The sequence below is a fragment of the Paenibacillus sp. NMA1017 genome, from assembly GCF_058895805.1.
The window spans coordinates 296,721-320,802 of the sequence record NZ_JBZXYR010000004.1 but is presented as its reverse complement, the minus strand read 5'-3'; the positions used below and the strand labels follow the sequence as shown (position 1 = coordinate 320,802).

Below are 24,082 nucleotides of genomic sequence, written 5' to 3'. Positions count from 1 at the left end.
TTATGCAAACGTGTGTCAGTTTCAGAAAAAAGGGGTAAAATAGAATTATGGACTTGTTTAGTTTTGCCAGCTTGCTGGCTTATATCCTGTAGTACGACTGGTAAACAGGCAAGATTCTTGGAGGTAAATCATTTGTAAGGTAACCTGAAGGAGGTTGTATATCATGAGTTCTAATGGAGGAAGTATTCAACTGACCGCCCAGCCGAGAACAGAGAAGAAGGGTTCGGCCATCCGTGGATTGAGGTTAAAAGGACGGATTCCAGCTGTGGTTTACGGCTCTGAGCTTGAAGGAACCCCTGTACATGTCGATGCCAAGGAATTTAATAAAGTAGTCAGAACCGGACGTTCAGAGGTGTTCAACCTCACTGTAGAGGGTGGAGAAACCATCCCAGTTATTATTAAAGATTATCAACAGCGTGACAACCAATGGTTGCATGCCGATTTTCTGAAAATTTCCAAAAACAAACCGCTTCGCGTGCGTGTTTCTATTGATTATCAGGGTACACCTGTAGGTACAAAAACAGGCGGTATTCTGCAAGTTCAAGAAACAGAAGTCGAAGTCGAAGGTCTTCCGGCTGATTTGCCATCTACCATTGAGGTGGATGTATCCGCGCTGGATGTTGGCGATAAGCTGAGCGCTAGCGACTTGAAACTCCCTAAAGGAGTAACACTGCACGTCCCTGAAGAAGAAATGCTTGCTTCTATTATCGTTCCGCGGGCAGTTGAAGTAGAAAATGCTGCTGTGGAAGGTGATGCAGCGGCAACCGAAGGCGCAGAAAAGGCTTCCGAAAACAAGGAATCCTAATATTATCAGTTGGTACATGAACCTTTCCAATTGCGAATATCATCAAAAATGAATTCAAAATCGCTCCCTGTCAGGGGGGCGATTCTTTGCATTCCTTTATTTACAATTACATACTCTTTCCCTTTAAAGTACGACCATCATTCACTACGTGTTCTGATATGACGATATATATAGTATGGCTTTTACATTTTTATTTTATAAATACCTAATATATATCTAAGGAGCGCGTACACAATCATGGACAGAACGAATGAATTGTTGTGGCAAAGAAACAAATTGGTGATCATTATTTTTTGGATTATGGCTTTGAGCGGCATCGTCCCGGCATTATCTAATCCCTCGATGTGGGTATCTAATGGTGTAGGATTTGTAGTCGCGGCAGTTTTAACGATCCTGAATATGAAAAAGAAAGGAATTCGCCTTATTCCGTGGATTACTACGTTTTTTAGCGTATTAATGTGTATATTTTTGAACTTATCTAGCGTCGAGGTAGTGACCACCATATTAATTTGCTCTTTATTTTTGCTTTATCCGTCTTACCGATATTTCCTGGTAGCTATGACCTTAAATCTCTGTAATATTTTTGTGCAAATAACAATCGGTACGCCCGCAGTTCCCCCAGCTACCGGTTCTTTGCGCTATGTGCATGAGTTTATTATTGTTTTACTCATTGGTTTGCTACTGTTAGTGGTATCGGTGTTAAATCAAAAGCAGTTTAAGAAAAGTGAAGAGCAAAATAAAGATATCGATGCTACAAGGCAACGAATTGAATTTCTGTTTGAGCAAGTTAGACAAGCAGTGGCTGGATTGCATAGCTTTACAGAACGATTCAGGAATCAAGTAGATGCTACGGGTAGCGTGACGAATGAAGTCGCTATCGGGTTTCAGGAGGTTGCCAAAGGGGTAGAAATGCAAGCTTCAAATATCACCGAGGTTACGGATAACTTGGCCCAATCTGACCAGCATGTGCGAGAGGTAGCTGATCATTCCCGGGAACTGAAGCAACTTTCCGAAGATACGAAAAATGCCGGGGACAGAGGGAGCAGTCAACTGCTTGCATTAACGTCTCAAATTAAGGATTTGGGTCAGGTCATGAGTCGTACCAAAGAAGAACTGGACGAGTTTCAAGTACAAAGTGATAACATGTCTGCGATGCTTAAAGATATTACTCAAATCTCGAAACAAACTAATTTGCTGTCCTTGAATGCATCCATTGAGGCCGCCAGAGCGGGAGAGCATGGAAAAGGATTTGCCATCGTAGCTGGCGAAGTTCGTAATTTGGCTGAAATGGTAGGAAACACCTCGGTGGCGATGGAAGCTATCTTGACTCAACTGAGAACTCAGATGGATTCTGTCGTAAGCCAATTTGATATGGGACAGCAAAGGCTACAGCAAAGTATGGAATCGGCACATTCGACCGAAATTGTACTGGGGGATATCCTGCAAAATGCCAATAAAGTGCTGCAGCAGGCCGTGGATGTAGAAAATAGTACGAATAGCATGCAGCAATACTCATCTCAGGTTGTTCAAGAAATGACGGAATTTTCGAGTGTAACGGAACAAGCGAGCGCAGCGTCAGAACAAATTTTGGCTGGAGTAGAGGAGCAACGAAATATAACCTCCAATATGGTGACCGGGTTTAGTGAGCTGGAGGCGTTGATTATCCAATTAAAAGAACTGGTACATGATCAGAAGGAAGACAACATTCCTACCGAAATCAGCAAAAGCAAATAACCGAAATGCTTCATTATCGGACTAGAGATCCGGGGATTATCGCTATCAAGCGGTATTCTCCGGTTTTTTACTGCATTAGAAGAAGGGAAATGAAGAAGAGTCGATTTCTAGAAGCTATAATTAGATGGAAGTTGATGGTATAATTTGTGGCAGTTTAAATGCGTTGTAACTAAGGGGGGATGACCATGATCAAAGGAAAGCAAGCACCCAAATTAAAAGCTGGAGATGAGATACGCATTCTTTCGCCGTCCAGAAGCCTGTCTATCGTTTCTGAGGAAAATCGCTTGATTGCCCAGCAAAGACTAGAGGAGCTTGGGTTTAAAGTGAGCTTTTCGCAACATGTGCTGGAAAATGATGATTTTACATCTTCCTCGATAGAGTCCAGAGTCGCAGACTTGCACGAAGCTTTTGTCGATCCAAAGGTAAAGGGCATCCTGACTTCAATTGGGGGCTATAATGCCAATCAGCTCCTTACCCATCTTGACTATGAACTGATTGGAGCTCATCCTAAACGATTATGTGGTTATTCGGATATAACAGCGTTAAGCCATGCGATTTATGCCAAAACGGGGCTTATCACGTATGCAGGACCTCATTTTTTGACGTTTGCCATGTTGCGGGGAAATGATTATACGACGGCGTATTTTCAAAGGTTGATGTTGGAAGCGGGCAGCATTCAAATCCAGTCTTCGTCGGAGTGGAGTGACGATACCTGGTATCTAGATCAGGATCAAAGAAGCTTTCACCGCAATGCGGGTCCATATGCAATTCATGAAGGGGAAGCAGCGGGTACGATTGTGGGCGGAAACTTGTGTACCCTGAATTTGTTGCAGGGGACTCCGTATATGCCGAGTCTGGAAGGAAGCATTCTATTTGTTGAGGATGATTACGAAAGCTCTCCCGCTACGTTTGATCGGGATTTGCAATCACTGTTGCACCAGCCTGGATTTGATCAGGTTAAGGGGATCATCATAGGACGATTTCAGCAGGCGTCGCATATGACAGAAGAATTGCTGCGGCAAATCATTAGCTCGAAAAGGGAATTGGTCTCTATTCCAGTGATTGCGGATGCCGATTTTGGTCATACCACGCCGCAGTTTACATATCCGATTGGCGGGCAGGCTAGTATCCGTGCCCGTAATGGCAGGGTGAGTATTGAAATATGTGAATAATGTACACGACCTATGTAGGCATATCCGTTTTTATTTGGGAGGAACGCAGGTGAACGCCTTGTTGGAAATGCTGATGCAGCTATTTGAGCGCGCAGCGTTGTTACTGATTTGTTTATTTTTTATTACACGTATCCCACGGTTTAAGGAAACCTTGCAAAAGAACAGCCATTCTCCAGCAGAGCTGGCCATACTAACCTTGATTTTTTGCATGTTTGCGCTGTTCGGCACCTACACCGGTATTGAAGTCGAAGGTTCGCTTGTTAACGTTCGAATTATTGCAATTATGGCAGGCGGTATTTTGTTTGGACCCTGGGTTGGGATCGTTACAGGTATTGTATCAGGTATCCATCGTTATCTAATTGATATCGGGGGAGTGACCTCGATTCCGTGTCTGATTACGAGTATTCTGGCAGGTGTGGTGTCAGGATACATCGGCCGCCGGGTCAATCGTTCCAAGAGATGGCTGGTCGGTATCGCCGCAGGTATGGTCTGCGAAGCGTTGACGATGCTGCTCATTATGGTGATGGCACAACCCCATAGCCTTGGAGTGGACATCGTTTCCAAGATTGGTCTACCGATGATTATTGGAGAAGTCAGTATCGGTTTAATCGTTCTGTTGATCCAGAGTGTGGAGGGGGAAAAGGAGAATATCGCGGCCAGACAGGCCAAGCTGGCATTGGATATTGCCAATAAGACGTTGCCTTATTTTCGCTCCATTAATGCGGAATCCTTGCATACGATTTGTTCGATCATAAAAGAAGATATCAAAGCAGACGCTGTGGCGATTACGGATACCAGAGATGTGCTGGCCTATGTCGGTTTTGGCGAAGAGCGTTATCACATCGGAGATGAAATCATTAGCGATGTGACTAAATCGACGATCCGCAGCGGTAAAATCACGATCCGCAACCATATTGCAGACGATAAAACACCCCAAATTCAGTCTCTGCTCATTATCCCGTTAGAGGAGCGGGGAGAGGTAACTGGCACCTTGAAGATTTACTATCGCAAAGCTTATAAAATCACGTATCCGTTGCAGACAATGGCGATTGGTTTGTCTCAAATCATTTCCACGTTAATGGAAGTGTCGCGTGTGGAGCAAATTAAGGAAGCGGCGAATAAAGCCGAGCTAAAGGCGCTCCAAACGAAAATTAATCCCCATTTTCTGTTTAACGCGCTGAACGCCATTGCCTCTACGACACGCACCAAGCCGGATAAGGCACGAGAGCTGATCATTAATTTATCGGGCTATCTGCGTTATAATTTGGAGCTGAATGATGATTTGATCGAAATTCATAAAGAGCTTCAGCAGGTGTCTGATTACGTGGAGATTGAAAAAGCACGCTTCGGCAACCGGCTTCAGGTAGAGTATGTAATGGATGAGGTATCTGTGCGTATTCCAAGTCTTATTATCCAGCCCCTGGTTGAGAATGCGATTAATCATGGAATTCTCAAGAAAAAAGGATCAGGTACAGTAACCATTTCTGTAAAGGATCGTGGAGAAAAGGTGCGTATTTCTGTGGCAGATACCGGGGTAGGTATACGGGATGATGTCGTGAATAACCTGTATCATGATCGGGTTCCGGCTAAACAGATCGGTTTGTACAATGTGCACAGACGTCTCAAGCTTATGTACGGCGAAGGAGTTATTATTCTGAAGCATGAGCCAGGCACCGAAGTTTATTTTGACATACCAAAGGAGAAGTCATGAAAGCCATAATTGTAGAAGACGAACTTCCGGCGCGTGAAGAGCTGGAGTATCTTATTCAGACTCATAGCAACATTGAGGTGACCGATAGTTTCGAGGATGGGCTAGATGTGTTTCGGTTTCTGCAAGATCAGGAGACGGACGCGATCTTTCTGGACATTAACATTCCTTCATTGGACGGGATGCTGCTGGCACAGAACATTAGCAAATTTGCCAAAAAGCCCTATATTATTTTTACAACCGCCTATAAAGAACATGCGGCGCAGGCTTTTGAACTGGAGGCGTTCGACTATATCCTCAAACCATATGATGAAAAACGGATCGCATCTATGCTGCGTAAGCTGGAAAATGCTTATGAGCAGCAGAACGTTCCAATACAGGAGCCTGTCCAGACGGCGCAACCCCGAGCTACTGAAGCCAGCACCGTTGCTGCGCCAGGTCGTATTAATCTGCTGAAAAACGACAAAATCATCGTAACGGATGCGAACGATATTTACTATGCGTGTGCGCAGGAAAAGGTGACCCGTGTCTTTACAAGGCACGAAGAATATACGATGCCGATGAGCATTTCGGAATTTCATGCCCGGCTGCCGCAGCAGGACTTTTTCCGCTGTCATCGATCATACACGGTGAATCTGTCGCAGATCCGTGAAATTGTACCTTGGTTCAATCATACGTATCTCCTGCGTTTGCGTGGACTAGAAGCTGAAATTCCGGTAAGCCGTAGTAAGGCCAAGGAATTTCGGCAAATTATGCGCCTTTAAAGGCATTTCATTCCGCTATAAGTGCATTTCATTCCTCAAACGATTTCTGGCTGACATGCAGGGTTATAATAATCGATGTAGAGAGAATCCTTACAGACTTGCTCCTCCACAGGCGCAAAGCGTACTGGATTCCCGGTTATGAAGATCACAAATTGACGCTGTAGAGCCGGAATGAAAAGAGGAGATTGAAATGAAAACAAACAGCGGAAATCGTTGGCTTGTCGTACTTGGAACAATAATTGTCCAGATGGGATTAGGAACCATTTACACATGGAGTTTATTTAATCAACCGTTGGTGGACCGCTTTGGCTGGAACCTCAGCTCGGTTGCCATTACATTTTCAATTACCAGTTTTGCACTGGCGTTTGCTACATTATTCGCAGGCAAACTACAGGATAAATGGGGACTACGTCGTCTGATTTTGTGTGCAGGTGTCGTGTTAGGAGCAGGTCTCATGCTCAGTTCGCAGGTAACATCGCTGTCCCTGCTTTACATTTTGGCGGGTATTGTCGTAGGTTTTGCGGATGGAACGGCATATATTACATCACTGTCGAATCTAATTAAATGGTTTCCTGAGAAAAAAGGACTTATTTCCGGTATTTCAGTTGGGGCATATGGAACAGGCAGTCTTATATTCAAGTATATTAATGGTTCGTTGATTCAGTCCGTTGGCGTATCGCAAGCGTTTTTATATTGGGGAATAATCGTGCTGATTATGATTGTGGGTGGTTCTTTCCTGGTAAGAGAAGCTGTAGTCGTGAACAAGCCTTCGGTACAAAATGGGGTTGTACAGCGAGATTACACCGTTAAAGAAATGCTGCGCACCAAGCAGGCATACCTGCTGTTCGTTATGTTCTTTACTGCTTGTATGAGTGGTCTTTACCTGATTGGAGTAGTCAAAGATATCGGCGTACGGATGGCGGGTCTAGATGTAGCAACAGCCGCTAATGCGGTCGCTATGGTCGCCATTTTCAACACGGCGGGTCGGATCATACTGGGTGCGCTATCGGATAAAGTAGGTCGTCTGAAAGTAGTAGCGGGTGCTCTATTAACAACGGCGGTCGCAGTTACAGTGCTGAGTCTGGTACCGCTGAATTATGGTTTGTTCTTTGCCTGTGTAGCAGGAATTGCTTTTTGCTTCGGCGGCAACATTACAGTCTTTCCTGCCATCGTAGCTGATTTCTTTGGTCTGAAAAATCAAAGCAAAAACTATGGTATTGTGTATCAAGGCTTTGGCCTCGGTGCGCTGGCGGGGTCATTTATCGCAGCCTTGCTCGGCGGATTCATCCCGACCTTTACCACAATTGCTGTGCTATGTGTCGTATCGTTCCTGATTGCGCTCACCATTCGCACTCCAGAACAAGGTAAAGGCAAACTACGAAGTGAACGGAAGAAAAATACCAACAGTGTACGCAGCATGAAGCCCGGAACGAAACTGGGCTAAACGATTTGAGAAAAAAGAACCAGATGAATGCCAAAAGACCTGTCATCATTTCTCTGAGGGAGATTATGGCAGGTTATTTGTTTTTCCAATAATCTATTTTACGGTATAATAAAAAGATGTGTAATAAGCCGATATATACAAAAGACATAAGCTAAGAACCTGACAGGAGGACGAGTCATGATCGTGGATACAAGCGGGAATCTGCTTGCCCGTAATACGAAGCTGCGAAATACATATCAAATTCGAAGCGCCTTGTCCCGCAGTGAGCTGGCCATCGTGTATACGGCAAGACTGTTGGATAACCGAGAAAAGGTCATTGTGAAGGAATTTTTTCCGAATGCACTGGCTTTGCGGGGGATGGATCGAAAAACGGTCACTTGTGGTGCTTCTATGCAATCCAAATATGTGGAGTTTATGCATTATTTTTTGCGTGAAGGGCAAATGTTGAAGGAGTTAAGTCATCCGGGAATTGTCGGTTATATAGATCACTTTGAGGAAAATGGAACTGCTTATTTGGTCATGGAATACTGTGCAGGCAAGACACTGGATCGAATGATGAAAGAAGAAGCTGTGCCAACGTATGATCCCACTTTTTTGTACCATACGGTGCTACCTTTAATTGATGCCATGGAGTACATTCACGACAAAGGAATTATTCATCGGGATATTAAGCCGGGCAACATTATGATTGGGGAAAATGGCAACATCAAGCTGATTGATTTTGGTTCGGCTGTGCATTTTGAAGGCAAAGAGCATCCGATCTTCACCACGGCGGGCTATTCTCCACTGGAATTTTACTCTAATCGTTCGCAGCAGGGGCCTGTGTCTGATATCTATAGTTTGGCCGCCACGCTGTATTATTGCCGAAAAGGAGCACCTCCGCCAGATGTGCCAGGTCGATTGTTTGCAGATCATTCCGAGCGGATCCAGATTGAAAATGCCGGACTTTCTCTGCTGCCGTATGTCATTCGGCGTGGTCTGGAGGTACAGGCTAATAAGCGTTGCCGCTCACTTCGATGGTTTAAAGCCGCACTACGTGCGGAATATTGGATAAAAAAAGGGAAGCGCCCTACTCTTACGGTTCGTTAATCGTAAGAGAGGGTGCTTCTCTTTTTTTTACGTTGTGACGGACATTATCCTGTCGGAGCTTGGATATGGTCGGTGTACACTGAAGTATTTGGTTTAATCGCTTTGTATCGAAGCTCGATTTCAGTGACACCATCCTCGAACGTAATGTACAGTTTGTCACTGTACTCCATGACCGCTTTTTTGTTGCGGGCTAATCTGATCTTTCCATGCTGTAAGGCACAGCGTGTATCATGTTTCACGATCAGGCTCCCTTTTTTACCTGCGGAAAATACGATCCGTTCCGCTTCTGGCAACGGTTCGTGAACGTCAAGCGTACGGAACAATTCCTGCAAGCTGACCTTACGACCCGGAAAGGAGGTGAGCGGCCAAGATTTTACCGGAATCTCGTGTCCACTTGCTGTAGCGAGAAAATATCCTTCGATTCTTCCGGCAAACTGCGGCTTCGGCCGCAAGAACCAATACAGAAGAGCGGCTACCACGATACTGATGGCTACCGTCCATTTAATGGCTGTATACCGGGATTGTACGGAAACGGTTAGTGTAGCGCTACTGGATGCGCCTTCCGGATCGGTAGCGGTAATCTTTAGCTTCGTGTCACCTGTGTGGAGCTCGGATAGCAGCAGATCATTACCGTTAATCTCAGCACTGACCGTATCCCCAGAAGCTTCTGAATCCAGCTTATAGTTCAGCTTGTCATGATTCGGGTCAACAATAAAATCCGATAAACCTCGACGGGAATCACCGTCTTCTTTTACCAGCTGAATTGTCAGGTCTTTTAAGACCTGTGGCGCTGCATTGGCCGCGTGAACTTTATGTACAGTTCCCTTACGGTACCATTGCGGACTATCCAGAGATAGCTGCCATGTATAATCCCCGGTTTGAGGGAACGCATATTCGGTATGGAAGGCCCCTGACTTATAGGTCATAGGCACCTTTTTGGCTGTGCCCCCCTTTGGAGTAACTATAATATGGGCTTGGAGAGACGTATATACGGCTTCATCCGTAAGCTTTTGACCGTCCGGTAACAGGAGCTGAGCTTGAAACGGTGTGGCTTGACCTTTCAGCAACTGCACAGGCTTGTCGCCATGAGTTGCCGTTGCTTGCTTTCCTCCCATGGTAGCTTCGGCTTCCAGTCGATAGCTGCCAAGTAAATTGATTTTCACCAAATCCCCGCGTATGCCCCGTAGTTTCAACTTCACTTTACCTGCCTGTGGATGCTCGATTTTTAAAATCGCATATCGGCTCGACTTGTACCTGCGGACATTTTCTGAATTGGAATATAGCTGTGTTTCCAGAAGGGGATGCTCCGACAAAAGCACCAGATTGGCTTCCTCCATACTAGAGTCCGGTAGAGTTACAGTTAATTCTTGCATCTCTCCAGTGGTCGTAATTGCAGCAATTGGAACGAGCTTGGAGCGAATTTGACTGGCGAAAATACGGTTCAAAATTTCCGGCAGATCTTCGGCACTACTCGTAATAAAAGAAGCTCCACCCGTTTGAGAAGCGATCCGTTCGAGTTCTTGTCGATTCACTGTGCCATCATGGTTCAGACCAATCGTGTACACCGGATATCCCTTGGTCTGTGCAGATTTGATGACAGAGGACACATCGTTATTGGAGTCCCCTTTGGATCGAGAACCAGAGGAGGCACCAAAATCAGTTTCTCCATCTGACAATAGAATCATAAAAGGCTGACGCCCTTGGGATGCTCCTGCCGCTAACAGCTCCGAGCCTTTGCGCAACCCAAGTCCCAAATCCGTATAACCGGAACGGTTAAGTGTTCTGATTTCCTGCTGGATCTGGGATTTCTGTGCTGCCACGGCAATCGAAGTCAGTGGTTTCGAGGCGACCACATGGTGATTGTAGGCAACGAATCCTACGCGTGTGCGGTCTGCATCACTCAAATCCATAAACATATTGATGACTTCGGCGGCAATGCCCTCAGGATCTGTATCCCTCATGGAATAACTGGTATCCAATACAAAAACGGCATCATAACCCTCGATCGGGACAGCACCTAAAGATGCTGCATTAGCCTGATTTACAGTGCAAATGCCCCCATTTAAGCCCATTTGTAAAAATAGTACAAAAGTCATGAAAATGATAATCCCTAGTTTCCTTATTCTGAACATAAGCTCCTCCATCGCCGAGGCCAACGTGGGGGGATCAGCTCTCCTAATCCTTGGGATATAAGGGATAAAGGATCAAAACAGCTGATAACCCTCACATTAGCCATGAATTTGATTCTTTTACGCTTATCAGAAATATCCAATGGACTTCTATCGGTAATTGAGTTCCATTTGTGAATATTTCCCTGAAGAAACAGGTCTAACATATCATGAAAATTACGTATTCACGCATAAAATGAGTCAAAATACCCTGTTTCAATCTGAGACTACAGAAATTGACAAAACTGAAGGGTGCTTTGTATGATAGCTCTCGTATCAACGGCAAAAATTGGGATTGAAGTTAGGAATACGAAATCATAAATTTAAAATTTCTGTGTTATCTGACTTTTGAATTTGAAAAACATCTCATGTGTATGCTTTGCCGTTAAAAGCCGAATAACGCTTCGGACCGATTTTCGAGGTTACATGCCTGTACCGTAAATGTGGTATAAGCTCAATCCTTTGACGAATTTAAATGTTAAGTAGGGGGGAGGAGGCAAAAGAACTAAAAATGAGTTTCGTCCGTTTCAAATTGGACATCCCATGTCCGTATATGGAGCAATGGACCTATAACTCATACTTTATTCATTTGCCGACAGCGATGGAAATCATTTATCAAACCAACCGGACAATGCTTTTTGAAGAGATTAACCCGGAAAAGCTGGACCTGATCACCATTGTAGGTGATGTGAAGGGTATTGACAGCTTGAGCGATGAGAAGATCAAGGAGATTAATCAGCACCTTCTGGTGCGCAGCTTTGACGAATTTTTGGATAAGTTCTCGCCGACTGTGTATTCGTTTTTTAACGCAGCCAATCAAAAAGTCGTCTACACTCTTAAAAAGCCAGAAGGAATTGATGAGGATAGCATTTCTGAAATTCGTGTAAATCAAAGTAATGACTTTCTGAAAATGTTGTTTACGCTCATCGATACCAAGCGCAGTCAAGGAATCACCAATGTAGATTTCAAATTTGAAAATCTGCTGGATATGATTTCACCGAAAAAGGTCATGGATGATATTCGCCAAGTCCGCAAAGAAATTCACTATATGTACGGTGAATACGACAAGCTGGATGATGGCGATCCGAAGAAACTCGACATGGGTGACAAGCTGAATGGAATGTTCGAGGAAGCGAGTCAGAACTATAACAACGTCATGGCTATGCTCCCACTGGCAATTGAGGACATCAAAACCCGCCTTCTGCTCGGTGGCGCCCAAGAGGAAAACTCCGGCGAACTGATCCAGGTGGGTATGCTCTCCATTGGGGAAAGCGGCGAACTGAAAATTATTGAAGCGCCGAAGAGCGACAGCACTGAGCTGATGCTATTGGATGAGAACAGCACTGGTGATCTCTCCCAAGTATTCGAAGAAGATTATAACTCCATCACAGATACGCCTTCTGACTATGTGAAGGATTTGGTAGTTCGCACGTTTGTGCCACTGCCAGCTGTTCAGACCAAGGTGGATACAGCGGTTGAAGTTCAGAACTACAACACGTATCTGGAGTTCTATAAAAATGCCAAGGACGATTTCGTAAAAGCGGTTAAGCCGCTTGTGGAGAAAATCCTTGGTGTCAAAATGTTCTTCGATCAATATGCAACGAAGAGCAAAGGCATGCTGCCGACAATGCTGGTAGCGAACAACAAGCTGGACATGCTGGTGAAAAGCAGCAATATCCCTCGTCTGGAAACGTACCTGAACACCGTGAATGCTAAGAATGAATTCAGCGACACGATCTGGTTCGGTATCGTTCCATCCGTCGAGCTGGAAGCTGCCGGTAAGGTAAAGGTTTCACGTGAACGCTTCAAGGGGAACGAGAAGGTCGTTAAGCAGGGCGGAAATTCTATGGAATCGCTCTCGATGCTACTGCAAGTCGTGAAGGATTACAAAATTCAAATGTTCTTTAATTTTGAATCCGGTGAAGAAACGACTTTCAACAGTATGGCGACAGCAGGCATCGATAAATATGTCGATAAATGCGCCAGTCTCGTTCGCAGAGAATATAGCGAATTTGCCATTCCTTGTGTACCGAACTTTACGATTATTCCGAAGGACAAATCGGGTGTCATTATCGACAGCAAAATGCTACAGACCGAAGACGGTGTACAGCTCTCTAAGGAGAAAGAGGATATTCTCAAGCTGTGGATCGAGGGCGTATATGTAGGTGCAGCCTACGTTGCTGCTGGCTTGGTCGCTTCCTATCAGTGTCCTGAATACCTGCGTGAGACGTTCAAAACGGTCAATAAGAACTTCCCTGGCGTACGCTTCGACATCGAAGCAGGAGACAACAGCCTGCGCACGGTAACGACGATGGCCAAGGAAATCACCGGATTCACCAATACGATCAAGGATGCCATCAACCGTAAAAACTTCGGCTTTGTATTCTCGTCGGAGAATGCTCAGATCCAGGATAAGGATATCCGCCGGATTACCGTCTACAAGGCGAGAAGCATGGCGATGTCCGAGGACGGCTTTGACTCCATCTACAAGACGCTGGTCAGCACGTACATTGAACGTATTTTGCGCTACCAGACAGGGGACTTCAAACACGAAAATATCGTCCGCTTCTTCAGTAACAATCCGAGCAGTCAGAAGAGCAAGTGGCTGAGCAGCAGAGGATCTGTTAACTCGATCATTCAGGACGGAGACGATATGAGCTTCATTATTGATGAGAAAAGCAATATGTGCCATATCGATCTGGTCTTCAACGGTAATGTGAAGAACCTGGAAGTCATGATCACTAAGGGAACCAGCTCGGTCAAATCATGATCCGAGCACTACGAAAGATGTTAGAGGCGTTTCTATCCAGAACCGCCTTTATACATAAATCGCGGAGAAGCTCTGCATCTCCCGCCATTATATTACCTAATTTCAAGGAGGCAACACACATGGGATTCAGATTGAAAGTAGAAGGACAAGAAACAATCGAGCTGGGCTTGGATAACATCCAAACGGTTATTTATGACACCGATACACCGGACGATTCCAATGCACGCTCCACTGACGTAGGCTCCACGCTGCGCATCAGCGGCAAAATCATCACAGCAGTAGACGGTGACAGCGCGGATGACACGCTGAAACTGGCTTTGTGGTCTCTGGTTCCTGCTGAAAAAGCAGACAGCTACCGTAAAGTAACACTGGAAGTTATCGCAGCTGATCAAGTTGTGCGTAAAATCCACTTCCCGAATGCTTTCGTTGTAGACTACAACGAGCACTTCGGCGACACAGAAGGTGTAGGTGCATTTACACTCTACATCAAACAAAAGAAAGACAAAACCGAGCTGGCTACAATCGACGGCGGATATCCGGTTTAAGCTTAACGTCTTCACGTTAAGTGCAGCTTAAACACACACTCACCCGGCACACAAGTGCAGGGTGGATAAATATTAAGAGGCCTACGGGTCTCTTAATATTTATTTTTTTCGGAGAGGGGAACATCACACAATGACCAACTACTATGAGCTGCTCGGTGTCAGCCGGGATGCTTCGGAGGCAGAGATTAAGCAGGCTTACCGTAAACTGGCCAAAAAGTATCATCCTGATACCAACCAGGGAAGCGAGGAAGCAACGCGCAAGTTCAAGCTGATTCACGAGGCTTACAATACCTTGCGTGACGAAGCATTGCGGCAGGCATACGATGCCGAGCTCATCCGAAAAACTGAGGGAGCTGGCGGGGAACAGCAAGAGAGAGGGAGAGGGGCTGCGTCCTCCGGCGGTGCGCGTACGGCAGCCAAAGGATTCAATCCGGCTGATATAGGAACTGATTTTGAGCAATTTTTTGGTTTTCATCCGAAAACGAAGGAGGGCTCACCAGGGAAAAAAACGAAAAAACCCGGTGATCCAACTGATACCTCAGCGATGTTTAACCAATTTTTCGGTATTCGTAAAAAGTGATGATTTCAGGATAGAAATGGGGGAAGCAAGCAGTGAAAACGGCGCAGAACAGATGGGTTTTCATCATAGATGTTGCCATGTTCGGGCTGATGCTGGCGATCGCCTTTTATGTGTTTAATCGTACAGGCTACAGCGGTTTGAAAACCGTGGTCGCGATAGGTATTGGAATCAGCGTGCTTGTATACATACTGCGCAATCTGGTGTCCGTTGTACCTGTGGCCAAGTCAAAGGCACAACGTCATCGGATTGCCAAGCTGGTGTTGATTGATGAAGAGGGCGAGTCCATTAAAGAATGGTATATCGAAGGCGAAACGTCGCTCTTGATCGGTAAAACGACGTCACGTTCGGAGGCGGATATTGATTTGGCAGGTACAGATTATGCCTCCCTGGTAAGTGTGGAACATGCGGTACTCAACCGGGTGAACAGCGACTGGTTTGTGGAGGATGTGGATTCCGGTAATGGTACAGGCTTGCGGTCTGCCAACGAAAGTGTAACCAAGAAGTTGGAAAGCGGTGAGCCATACCGGATTTACTCAGGTGACTTATTATATATTGCCAATACGAGACTGCTCGTTAAATAAATGAGGATGCTGCAAAATCCTCAGATCGCTGAAAAGACAATCATGACAATGGGGGAAGGAACCGACTATGAGTTTGACAAGATGCCCGAACGGACACATGTTCAGTACACGAAAGCACGGAAATACGTGTCCTTATTGCAACACGGTAGTAAATATAGCTGCACCCAAGAGCGCGGAGCCAGCAGCGAAAACAAACGTCGCGGGAGATAACGACAAAACAATGCCGTATTTGGGTGAGACGGTGGGAATTCATCCGGTAACTGGATGGCTGGTATGCATCGAAGGAGCACAGGTGGGTCAGGACTATCGCATTATGGCGGAGAAGAACTTTATCGGGCGCGCAGAGGAAATGCATGTCCGCATTATCGGGGACAACACGATTTCTCGCAGAAACCATGCGGTCATTGTGTATGATCCGAAGAAACGTAACTTTTACTTGCTGCCAGGCGATTCATCAGGTTTGGCGTACCACAATAACGAGGCGGTATATTCACCAGCAGAGCTGGCTGCCTATGACGTGATTCAGCTGGGACACAGCAAATTTATCTTTATCCCGCTGTGTGGCGCCCATTTTGAGTGGGATAACGAAAACTAGGATGGAATTGGGCAATGGTGCAGGGAGGTAACGATATGCAGCCTTATTTTGTTGTAAGTGGAGCTGCGGTACTATTCGCTGTTCTTCTCATGATCCGTATACGACTGACGCGAAGTTCCGGCAGCCGTACCGTAAGTGGAATTGAAATCGGAAATGGTCAAACGATCGGGAGCCGGAGCGAGCAGGATGATTATTTCTCCAGTATGACGACACCTGTTGGTACGCTGGCTGTTGTCGCAGACGGTATTAGTGGACTGGCTAATGGACGTATGTCCAGTACCTTGGCTGTGACGACTTTTACGAAGTCATTTGCCAAGCTGGAAGATGCAACGAATTTGAACGGATATTTTGCAGAGGCGGCAACTCAAAGCAATCGCGGCATTTTGCAAAATTTGAATGGACAGGGCGGAGGAACGACGCTGGCTGCGGTCATTGTGTGCGGCTATCAGCTGTATTACGGAGCGGTGGGCGACAGCCTGATTACGATTTACCGTAATGGTCATTTCCAAACAGTCAATTCCAAGCATACAGCAGAAACACTGCTGGAGGAACGAGTGCTTGCTGGACAAATGACCTCGGAGGAAGCCAAAACGAGTCCAGTGCGCAATCAACTGGTCAACTACTTGGGCTATGAGGGCTTTGAGAGCATGGAACTGGGTAGTGCACCGATTCGTCTGTATTCGGGCGATCATGTGCTGCTGTGCAGCGATGGCATTCAGGAGGCGCTGACGGAGATTGAATTGGAAGAGATTATGCGCAAGGGTGGAACACCGCAGGAAACAGCGGATGCCATGATCGACGCCATTAATGATAAAGGCTTTAAAAGTCAGGATAATGCAACAGTGCTTATTTTGGCGATAGGATGAAACAAGAAAGACGGGGGTAGCGATGCGCAAGGACAACAGCGATTTTAGTACCGCCTTTGTGTCGGAAGCGGGCTCTTACATAGACAACCGGGACTATTTTGCATTCATGGAGACGGACGACATGGCCTGTTATGTCCTCGCAGACGGTCTGGATTCGGATCAGGAGCTGCGCAGCGCAGAAATGGTTGTCAAAACGGTGCTGAAAAATTTCATGGAGAAGCCTTCCATGTCCAAACGGCGCTTGATGAGAGATCTGCGTGAAGCGCAGGAATGGCTGCAATTTGAAAGCCGTCGTGTTCGGCTCAAAGCCAGTCTGCTGATGGTAGTGACCAACTATAACAAAATGGTGTATGTTTCGTGCGGTAATGTGCGGCTATATCATTTTCGCAATGGAAGGCTTAATTTTCGCAGTAAGGATCATAGCCTGGCTCAGTCATTGGCAGATGATGGACGCATTCCAGACGAAGCGACCAGCACACATGAGGAACGAGGTAATCTGCTGGAATACTTGGGAAATCCGAATGGGGTTCATGCCCATTACGCCAAAAAGACGCAGCTTGCAGATGGAGATGTAATCCTGCTCGCTACGTCAGGGATGTGGGAGGACGTCGAGCTGGCGGAAATGCTGGGGGCGCTGGAGGAAGCGAAGGACCCGGTCATGCTGACGGACACATTGGAAGAGGTTCTGCTAAGCAAACAGCACCGGACGGTGAATAATTACACGGCTGCGGCCATTTATGTAAATAAAGTTTTTCAGGAAAAGCCTAAAAACCGCCGCAAGCTGATCAAACGGATTTTGCTTGCGTTGCTTGTCTTTATTGTTGTGGGCGGGGGAGCATGGATTACGCTGGCTCGTATGGCTGCGAATAAGGCAGCTGCATTGGAAACGATGATCGAATCAGCCCAAGCCGCAGACGATTATGCAAGGACAGGGGATTATGCGAAGGCGCTCAAGTCCTACAGCGAAGCGAAAAATGCGGCAGTGAAAATTAACGATAAGATTCACAAGCGACTGTATACAGCCGAGCAGAAACTATCTCAATTGATGGTTGATGGAGACGGCTATGTGGAAAAGGCAGACTTCACCAAAGCTGAAGCCAGCTACGCTAAAGCGCGGAAAAGCGCTGGCCTGTACCCGCCGTTTAATGTGAAGGATATTGAGCATAAAATCGACCAATTGGACAGCTATGCCGAGACGGCGAGCTGGATGAAAGACGGAGATTTAAAATTTCAGGGCGGCGATTACACGAATGCGCTTAAGCTGTACAAGAAAGCAAATAAGGCTGCGATGGAATCCGGCTATACGTCCGCGCAAAAAGAGCTGGAGAAGAAGATTACAGAGGCCAACGATAAATTGACAGCTATTCAGCAGCAGCTCAAGGAGATTCAAGCTGGCAAACTTCAGGCTAAAGGGGATCGGATGATGAAGGATCTCGATTATGAAGGAGCCATTGATGCCTATAGCGGTGCACAGGAAATTTATCAGGAGATCGATAAGCTCGAAAGTGTTCTGGCATTGGAGCGGAGCATAGCCAAGGCGGAGGAAAAACAGAGCGCGGAGCAGCAGAAAAACGGTCAGCTTCCTGCTGGATTGGGATTGTCTGACGGAGCGTTGAACGACACGAACGCAGGAGACGCAGCGAGTGAAGCTTCATCTTCCGCTGCTGCAACCCCTGCTGCAGAATCGCAAACGAAGGCTGCGCCAACGGCTTCAGTGGGAACTACACCCGCGAAGAAGGAAGCCTCTTCGGCTGCAAAGAGCATGGGTACAGGCGATGGAACTGCCCCTTCGGCCAAGGTGGGTACCGACAAAGAGCAAGGAACTGCTGATTCCGCTTCTAAAGCAGCAGGGGCGTCTGATTCAGAGAACCAAGATCGGGCTGCTGCGAACGGAAGTTAAGTTTTTCATGTTCAAAGAAGCTGGAGCCGGAAAGGAGTGAGACGTCGTGAAAGAGCTGGTACAGGACCGTTTGAGCAAGATGGACGATTTAGAGCAGAGACGTTTACTGAAAAATATGATGGCGGGGGTATTTATGAACCTCGTCGAATATCAGGAAGAAATGACCCGCCAGCTAGAACGGCGGGTATTTGAGGAAATTGAGAATACGGAAGAAAAGATTGATGTGTACGTGTCATTGACATCGCGTGAGGATTATGACCCGATTCATGAATTTTTATATCCTGTGTTACCGTCTGATACGGAGGAAAAGCAGATGGACATCAGCCGTGTGGCAGAGGTGGTACGTGAAGGCGGAGCGATGCCGTTGTTTACGCTTTTCCTTGAGATGGAGACCGAACGAATCTCAGCGCTGGTGCGCAGCAAGCGAATTTTCTCAGGAATGTTGGTCACGGAAACCGGCAATTATCCGATTCGTTTTCGTCTGGAGCATAACCGTTCTTATATTTTAGAAATTGAGCAGTTATATCACACGTTTATGCAAAATGGCATGCCGTGGAAAACAATTAATCACCCGTACGCTTATAAGTTTGTGGACTGTGTATTGATTGGTGGAGACGGCGAGCCGGCCGCCCATGAAGAAATTCATGAAATTACAATTTCATTGGAGGAATTCGACGTTTTTAAGAAGGGTGACGTTTTTCCGCTTTGGAACATTGAAAGGCTATCTCTAAAGAACAGCGGCTTTCCTATACCCGCTATGGATCGCGTGAATTATGAGCATGTGCTGCCTTTGCGAAAAACAGGTCCTGAGCATGGTTACTTGATTGACGGGACTGAAGGCGATATCCGGTATATCAAACGTACAGAAGAGGAACTGACGATTGTCACACCACGTGATAAGTCTGGCGAATGGAATGTGTTGAAGGTTACGAAGCCTGTTACAACGAGACTTAGTCGTCAGACTTATCCGTTATTGTCCAATCGGCGACAGGACAGTTTTTTGGGCCGCTATGCAGGAAAACAGGCCGTGATTGTCCGTGCCAAGGTGGAAATCATGCGCATCGTAAACTCGTTTGAAGCAGCGCAGGGGCTGGAGCTGGAACGTGTGGACATTTGGGGAGGTGCAGGGAGAAATGATGTAAGCAACCTTGTAACCAAAACCCAGACGTATCCGTTAAATCCGTTTGTCAGCGATAACGTGCGGACAGAGGAAGGCAAGCAGATCATGCGTTTGGGGTTCAGACGTAGTTCTGACGATGTTTTGCCCACCGCGCCTGCTTATATTTTATCCGATTTAATGAGCTTTCTGGTATCAGAAGTGCAGATGTATTTTCCAGAGTACAAGTGTGAAGGAGAATGGGTGTGAATTACGTCTGGGATTTGCTCATGCGCGCGAGGGAACAGGGGCTGGATGTAGATAAATTCCGCTTCGTACCCGCTGTCAGCTACTCTCCGTATATGGAGCTTAGTCTGGCAGAGTTGAATACTTCCCATTTGGAGCAGGTAGTGGAAATCAATCCGTACTACCGCTTTTATTCTATTTTTCGGGATCTGTTTCCACCGGATGCTGAAGAGTATCTGGAGCTGAGAGAATCGCTATTTGATATTATGATGCATTTTCTGGCGGAAATGGACTTGTATCAAGGGATGAATCGGCGGGAGTACCATATCCAGTTTGTTCGGCGTGATATTGCAGAGGGCATTTTTGGCCCGAAGGTAAAGGAAGGCTTTGGACAATTAAACCGTGAGGATCAGGACGCGATTGCTGAAGGATTGCTGCGCCTGTATGAGACGGGAGAAGCCGTACATCTGCTAAAAGAAACGATGCGACGCGTCTTTCATCGCTCAATCATTTACACCAATTGTGAGGAAAAAGACGAATTACTCATCTATATCGGCCAAGAGGAAACGCCATTGTCACGGATTAAAGTGGATTTGATTCTGGATTTGTTTCTTCCGGCACGTTTTACGACGGAATTGTATTGGACAAGTCATTTCGGCATTTTAGAGGAAGATCCTACGATGAAAATAGACGCTATCGCCCTCTATTAAGGCTAAATGGCTAAGAAAGGACATGTGAACGATGAACGGACCCTATACATACAGGTTGCTAGACCCGCTCACCGATCGAAAAAGCATACGCTTCACGGCGAAATACACGCGGGCGGAATTGGAGCAAATGACGACCTTTCAGTTACGCGGAATATGCGATAAGGAACGACTGGTCGAGGGCTTTGCCAATCGTCTGGCACGTGAAGAGTTGATTCACGTGATTTTGCGATTTCGGAGCGCGGAAGAGCATTTACTCATCACAAGGCCGAATCCTGGCGGCTTTGAACGCATGGAATCGGCACTACAGCGAAACTGGAACGACCGTCGGCAGGAGAGCAGCGGTATCCGGGTTCCCGCCAAAATCACGCTGTATCAGGGTGTACGCACAGGTCGCATGGACAGCTACCGGATTGAATCCGATTTGCCTTGGCTGAGCTCATCTAATGTGCTGCTGGTGAATGCAACAGGAGAACTGTGCGGTGTTTTGAATTTGGTGAAGGATGAGGCACGAACAGGCGTATATTATCTTTCTCGTCATCGTGATGCTGAGCTGCGAGAGACGTCCAATCATAGTTATAGTCTGCTGTTTCTGCGAAGACAGGAATCAGAATATTTTTATAACCTCTACTATGGAGATAAGCCCATGCTGCCGCTGAAGCTTCAAGGTCACCGGGTTCCTGTGGCAGAGCTGATCATTCGGGGCACGGAAACAACAGATGCGGTGCTTGCGATTGATTTTGGCACCTCGAACACCACAGCAGGTGCTTATTTGGATAGTTCCTACGTTACGGCTCCTGATACAGGTATGAGCAGCACAGTAAGGCTGAACGCCATCAATTATGTGTCATTCCCCGGCCCTGAAGGGGCAGAGGGTGACTGGATCGAAGTATTGCCGACTGCTATTCGCGTCGCAGACTGCTCCAATCCGGAACATATCCTTTATGGATTTGGGGAGGATGCACTACGTGGATCTGACGTGGCAGGCAGCCGTGCAACAGTATTGCGGGGGATCAAGCGGTGGGTCAACGATTATAAGCGAATTGAGGAATTAATGGATTCCGAGGGGAATACAGCAACTGCTTCCCGCAGCGATATTTTAGCTGCTTTTATCCGTTATGTGATTGCTACAGCCGAGCAGCAATTTAAGTGTCGGTTCCGCAACCTGCACTTTTCTGCTCCCGTCAAGTTGCAATCCCAGTTTATAGAGATGTTTAGCGATATTTTACCTGATTACCGGATTGAAGCGGAGGATGCGCTGGACGAAGGGCTGGCTGTGCTGTACAACACGCTGGCAGACCAGATGGAACGAGGGACTTTTGCGGACGGTGAGGAGTATCAGGCACTTGTCATTGATTGTGGTGGAGGCACGACAGATTTGTCTTCCTGCCGATTCCGAATTGAGGACGGACGTATTGCTTACAAGCTGGATATTCACACAACGTATGAAAATGGGGATACCAATTTTGGTGGAAACAATCTGACGTATCGGATTATGCAGTTTATGAAAATTGTATTTGCAGGTTATTATGCTGCCGAGACTCGTTTGCCTGACACCGATATTGATGCCCTGATCGGCATTCCTTCGGGAGATTTGTACCGTCATGTGGATGAGTTTGGTGTAGATGCTGTATATGCGGGACTGGAGGAACGCTACCGAGAGGCAGAGGCCATCTTGCCTACCGCGTTCAAACAGTATGAGCATGCTACACGGGATGAATATCAGCGGGTACTGAGTAATTTTCATCTGTTGTGGAGCGCGGCAGAAAATATGAAAAAGGAGTTTTTTCTACGTACGGGAATCTTGCGTAGCCGCTTTGAATCCGAGCAGGTATTATCTGCTGAAAGCGACCTGAACATTGCAGTGATGGACCGTTGGCTGGTTTCAGTCATCGAGAACGGACGGTTCCGTGATGAATATGGTTTGCCTGATGTGGTGTTTAACATTCGGGAGATACAGCAGCTTCTTAAGGCAGACATCTACAATATTGTGCGCAAGTTTCTGGATGATTTTTATCAGGAGGGGCGCTTGCAGGATTATTCGATTATCAAGCTAACCGGGCAGTCCTGCCGGATTGACGTATTTCGCGAAGCACTCAAGGAATTTGTACCGGGGCGCAGTATTGAGTTCCGTCAAAAGGCAGAGGACCTCAGCCGGGTACCTGAGTTGAAAATGGCCTGTCTGCGCGGGGCTATCCGTTACCTGAACGCTAAAAAAATGGGCACGATTGAGCCTGTCATTACCAATCATATTCCGGCTATACCGTACACGGTCAGCGCATGGACGCATACGGGGCGCGAAAAGGAGCTGATTGCGAGTTTGGAGAGCAACCGGGTGCGCGGTTCTATTTCTCGGCCGTCTCATGCGGCTGAAGTGGAGTTCTTCCTGACGGCCGACGGCGGCAAGCTGCGTCAGCGTCATGTGTACCGTAGTCGGCCAGAAGCTTTTGAACCCATGCCGTATGAGGAAATTGCCGTACTGTACGGGCGGGATATCCCGCAGGATGATACGGACTCCATCCGTAATGGGGAAACGAAATATTTTGTTTTTGTCGGGGATAGCCGCTGGGGCTTTTATGTAGTCCCGATTACCCGTCGAGATGAATTGCTACATCTGGGACCCAAACGCTTTTTTGCCTTCGAAAATGATCTCTCCGAGCTGGATTTCTTTGACGGCACGAAATAGTAAATTAAGAGTTTCGCAAAATGCAGAAATCAGAAAAGTACACAACGCTTGGAGGGGATAACGTGCTGTATGCAGGTTTTTGGAAACGAACTTTGGCTTATATCATTGATAGCCTTATTTTAGGATTTGTATTTATGATTATTGGATTGATCTGGGGTGTAATTCAGCTTTTTGGGAACTGGGCGCCATCTCCGGCAGAAACCTCTATGCTGACAGACGGGCCGACTGCTATTTTCACCATGCAATTATTGGGGCAAACTCTGATGAATTTGGGGGCTTCATGGCTGTATTTTGCGATCATGGAATCGTCCAAATGCAGAGCTACGGTGGGCAAGCTGGCTCTTGGTATCGTTGTAGTAGATGAATTTAACCAAAAGCTGAGCTTTGGACGTGCGAGTGCCCGCTACTGGAGTAAAATTTTATCGAGTATCATTTTGTGGATCGGTTTTATCATGGCAGCCTTTACGGCTAAAAAACAGGCTCTCCACGATCTAATTGCCCGTACCTATGTTGTGGACAAACGTGAGCTGAATTATATCCTTCGTAAGCAGGCTGAACGCGGAACCGGGATGTAAAGGTAGATAAATAGATTCTAAGATTATTATGAACCGTAGTTTTCAATCAGG

The 24,082-nt window shown here is 46.6% G+C and carries 19 protein-coding genes; 18 read left to right on the top strand and 1 reads right to left on the bottom strand.

Going from position 1 to position 24,082, the window contains the following annotated elements:
- The first annotated feature begins 163 nt into the window (after positions 1-163).
- From AC5ELV_RS13580 to AC5ELV_RS13550, 7 genes are all read left to right on the top strand, one after another.
- Entirely contained in the window at positions 164-805 is a 642-nt protein-coding gene (locus AC5ELV_RS13580) for a 50S ribosomal protein L25 (RefSeq protein WP_493430625.1), read from the top strand.
- A 237-nt stretch (positions 806-1,042) separates the two neighbouring features.
- Positions 1,043-2,539 carry a methyl-accepting chemotaxis protein gene (locus tag AC5ELV_RS13575; RefSeq protein WP_493430624.1) on the top strand — a complete coding sequence of 499 codons (1,497 nt, stop codon included), beginning with the start codon at positions 1,043-1,045 and terminating at the stop codon, positions 2,537-2,539.
- A gap of 185 nt (positions 2,540-2,724) precedes the next feature.
- On the top strand, positions 2,725-3,711 hold the full coding sequence (locus AC5ELV_RS13570; protein ID WP_493430623.1) for a S66 family peptidase: 987 nt from the start codon (positions 2,725-2,727) through the stop codon (positions 3,709-3,711).
- 49 nt (positions 3,712-3,760) lie between these two features.
- Positions 3,761-5,422, top strand: coding sequence for a LytS/YhcK type 5TM receptor domain-containing protein (locus AC5ELV_RS13565; RefSeq protein WP_493430622.1), 1,662 nt, complete (start codon positions 3,761-3,763; stop codon positions 5,420-5,422).
- Entirely contained in the window at positions 5,419-6,183 is a 765-nt protein-coding gene (locus tag AC5ELV_RS13560; protein ID WP_493430621.1) for a LytR/AlgR family response regulator transcription factor, read from the top strand. The genes AC5ELV_RS13565 and AC5ELV_RS13560 overlap by 4 nt, the downstream gene beginning before the upstream one ends.
- A gap of 190 nt (positions 6,184-6,373) precedes the next feature.
- A complete protein-coding gene (locus AC5ELV_RS13555; protein WP_104496067.1) occupies positions 6,374-7,627 on the top strand; it encodes an L-lactate MFS transporter in 1,254 nt (417 codons plus the stop codon).
- Between the two features lie 177 nt (positions 7,628-7,804).
- A complete protein-coding gene (locus AC5ELV_RS13550) occupies positions 7,805-8,716 on the top strand; it encodes a serine/threonine protein kinase (RefSeq protein ID WP_493430620.1) in 912 nt (303 codons plus the stop codon).
- 44 nt (positions 8,717-8,760) lie between these two features.
- Here AC5ELV_RS13550 and AC5ELV_RS13545 read toward each other — a convergent pair whose 3' ends face one another.
- The gene (locus AC5ELV_RS13545; RefSeq protein WP_493430619.1) at positions 8,761-10,848 is read right to left on the bottom strand and encodes a vWA domain-containing protein; all 2,088 of its coding nucleotides are present in this window, start codon (positions 10,846-10,848) and stop codon (positions 8,761-8,763) included.
- A 637-nt stretch (positions 10,849-11,485) separates the two neighbouring features.
- On the opposite strand from AC5ELV_RS13545, the gene AC5ELV_RS13540 reads away from it, so the two are divergent.
- From AC5ELV_RS13540 to AC5ELV_RS13490, 11 genes are all read left to right on the top strand, one after another.
- Complete coding sequence (locus AC5ELV_RS13540; protein WP_023989860.1) at positions 11,486-13,654, top strand: hypothetical protein; 2,169 nt, start codon at positions 11,486-11,488, stop codon at positions 13,652-13,654.
- A 119-nt stretch (positions 13,655-13,773) separates the two neighbouring features.
- On the top strand, positions 13,774-14,199 hold the full coding sequence (locus AC5ELV_RS13535) for a hypothetical protein (protein ID WP_013311475.1): 426 nt from the start codon (positions 13,774-13,776) through the stop codon (positions 14,197-14,199).
- A 130-nt stretch (positions 14,200-14,329) separates the two neighbouring features.
- Complete coding sequence (locus tag AC5ELV_RS13530) at positions 14,330-14,779, top strand: J domain-containing protein (RefSeq protein ID WP_322173606.1); 450 nt, start codon at positions 14,330-14,332, stop codon at positions 14,777-14,779.
- Positions 14,780-14,811: 32 nt separating this feature from the next.
- Positions 14,812-15,360: an FHA domain-containing protein gene (locus AC5ELV_RS13525; RefSeq protein WP_493430618.1), complete on the top strand. Its 549-nt coding sequence runs from the start codon at positions 14,812-14,814 to the stop codon at positions 15,358-15,360.
- Between the two features lie 67 nt (positions 15,361-15,427).
- A complete protein-coding gene (locus AC5ELV_RS13520; protein ID WP_028542470.1) occupies positions 15,428-15,955 on the top strand; it encodes an FHA domain-containing protein in 528 nt (175 codons plus the stop codon).
- Positions 15,956-15,990: 35 nt separating this feature from the next.
- A complete protein-coding gene (locus AC5ELV_RS13515; RefSeq protein ID WP_493430617.1) occupies positions 15,991-16,821 on the top strand; it encodes a PP2C family protein-serine/threonine phosphatase in 831 nt (276 codons plus the stop codon).
- 22 nt (positions 16,822-16,843) lie between these two features.
- Positions 16,844-18,721, top strand: a complete 1,878-nt coding sequence (locus tag AC5ELV_RS13510; RefSeq protein ID WP_493430616.1) for a PP2C family protein-serine/threonine phosphatase — start codon at positions 16,844-16,846, stop codon at positions 18,719-18,721.
- Between the two features lie 46 nt (positions 18,722-18,767).
- Positions 18,768-20,087 carry a normocyte-binding protein gene (locus AC5ELV_RS13505; protein WP_493430615.1) on the top strand — a complete coding sequence of 440 codons (1,320 nt, stop codon included), beginning with the start codon at positions 18,768-18,770 and terminating at the stop codon, positions 20,085-20,087.
- Positions 20,084-20,773, top strand: coding sequence for an iron-dependent peroxidase (locus AC5ELV_RS13500; RefSeq protein WP_103049362.1), 690 nt, complete (start codon positions 20,084-20,086; stop codon positions 20,771-20,773). The genes AC5ELV_RS13505 and AC5ELV_RS13500 overlap by 4 nt, the downstream gene beginning before the upstream one ends.
- A 31-nt stretch (positions 20,774-20,804) precedes the next feature.
- Positions 20,805-23,456: an Hsp70 family protein gene (locus AC5ELV_RS13495; RefSeq protein ID WP_493430614.1), complete on the top strand. Its 2,652-nt coding sequence runs from the start codon at positions 20,805-20,807 to the stop codon at positions 23,454-23,456.
- Between the two features lie 62 nt (positions 23,457-23,518).
- Positions 23,519-24,031, top strand: coding sequence for an RDD family protein (locus AC5ELV_RS13490; protein WP_493430710.1), 513 nt, complete (start codon positions 23,519-23,521; stop codon positions 24,029-24,031).
- Positions 24,032-24,082: the final 51 nt, after the last annotated feature.

What these genes read in the sequence shown, in the direction of transcription:
- AC5ELV_RS13560 (WP_493430621.1), top strand. Translation starts at nt 5,419, where the DNA reads ATGAAAGCCATAATTGTAGAAGACGAACTTCCGGCGCGTGAAGAGCTG.
- AC5ELV_RS13535 (WP_013311475.1), top strand. Translation starts at nt 13,774, where the DNA reads ATGGGATTCAGATTGAAAGTAGAAGGACAAGAAACAATCGAGCTGGGC.
- AC5ELV_RS13580 (WP_493430625.1), top strand. Translation starts at nt 164, where the DNA reads ATGAGTTCTAATGGAGGAAGTATTCAACTGACCGCCCAGCCGAGAACA.
- AC5ELV_RS13540 (WP_023989860.1), top strand. Translation starts at nt 11,486, where the DNA reads ATGGAAATCATTTATCAAACCAACCGGACAATGCTTTTTGAAGAGATT.
- AC5ELV_RS13545 (WP_493430619.1), bottom strand. Translation starts at nt 10,848, where the DNA reads ATGTTCAGAATAAGGAAACTAGGGATTATCATTTTCATGACTTTTGTA.
- AC5ELV_RS13530 (WP_322173606.1), top strand. Translation starts at nt 14,330, where the DNA reads ATGACCAACTACTATGAGCTGCTCGGTGTCAGCCGGGATGCTTCGGAG.
- AC5ELV_RS13570 (WP_493430623.1), top strand. Translation starts at nt 2,725, where the DNA reads ATGATCAAAGGAAAGCAAGCACCCAAATTAAAAGCTGGAGATGAGATA.
- AC5ELV_RS13550 (WP_493430620.1), top strand. Translation starts at nt 7,805, where the DNA reads ATGATCGTGGATACAAGCGGGAATCTGCTTGCCCGTAATACGAAGCTG.
- AC5ELV_RS13555 (WP_104496067.1), top strand. Translation starts at nt 6,374, where the DNA reads ATGAAAACAAACAGCGGAAATCGTTGGCTTGTCGTACTTGGAACAATA.
- AC5ELV_RS13495 (WP_493430614.1), top strand. Translation starts at nt 20,805, where the DNA reads ATGAACGGACCCTATACATACAGGTTGCTAGACCCGCTCACCGATCGA.
- AC5ELV_RS13515 (WP_493430617.1), top strand. Translation starts at nt 15,991, where the DNA reads ATGCAGCCTTATTTTGTTGTAAGTGGAGCTGCGGTACTATTCGCTGTT.
- AC5ELV_RS13575 (WP_493430624.1), top strand. Translation starts at nt 1,043, where the DNA reads ATGGACAGAACGAATGAATTGTTGTGGCAAAGAAACAAATTGGTGATC.
- AC5ELV_RS13520 (WP_028542470.1), top strand. Translation starts at nt 15,428, where the DNA reads ATGAGTTTGACAAGATGCCCGAACGGACACATGTTCAGTACACGAAAG.
- AC5ELV_RS13510 (WP_493430616.1), top strand. Translation starts at nt 16,844, where the DNA reads ATGCGCAAGGACAACAGCGATTTTAGTACCGCCTTTGTGTCGGAAGCG.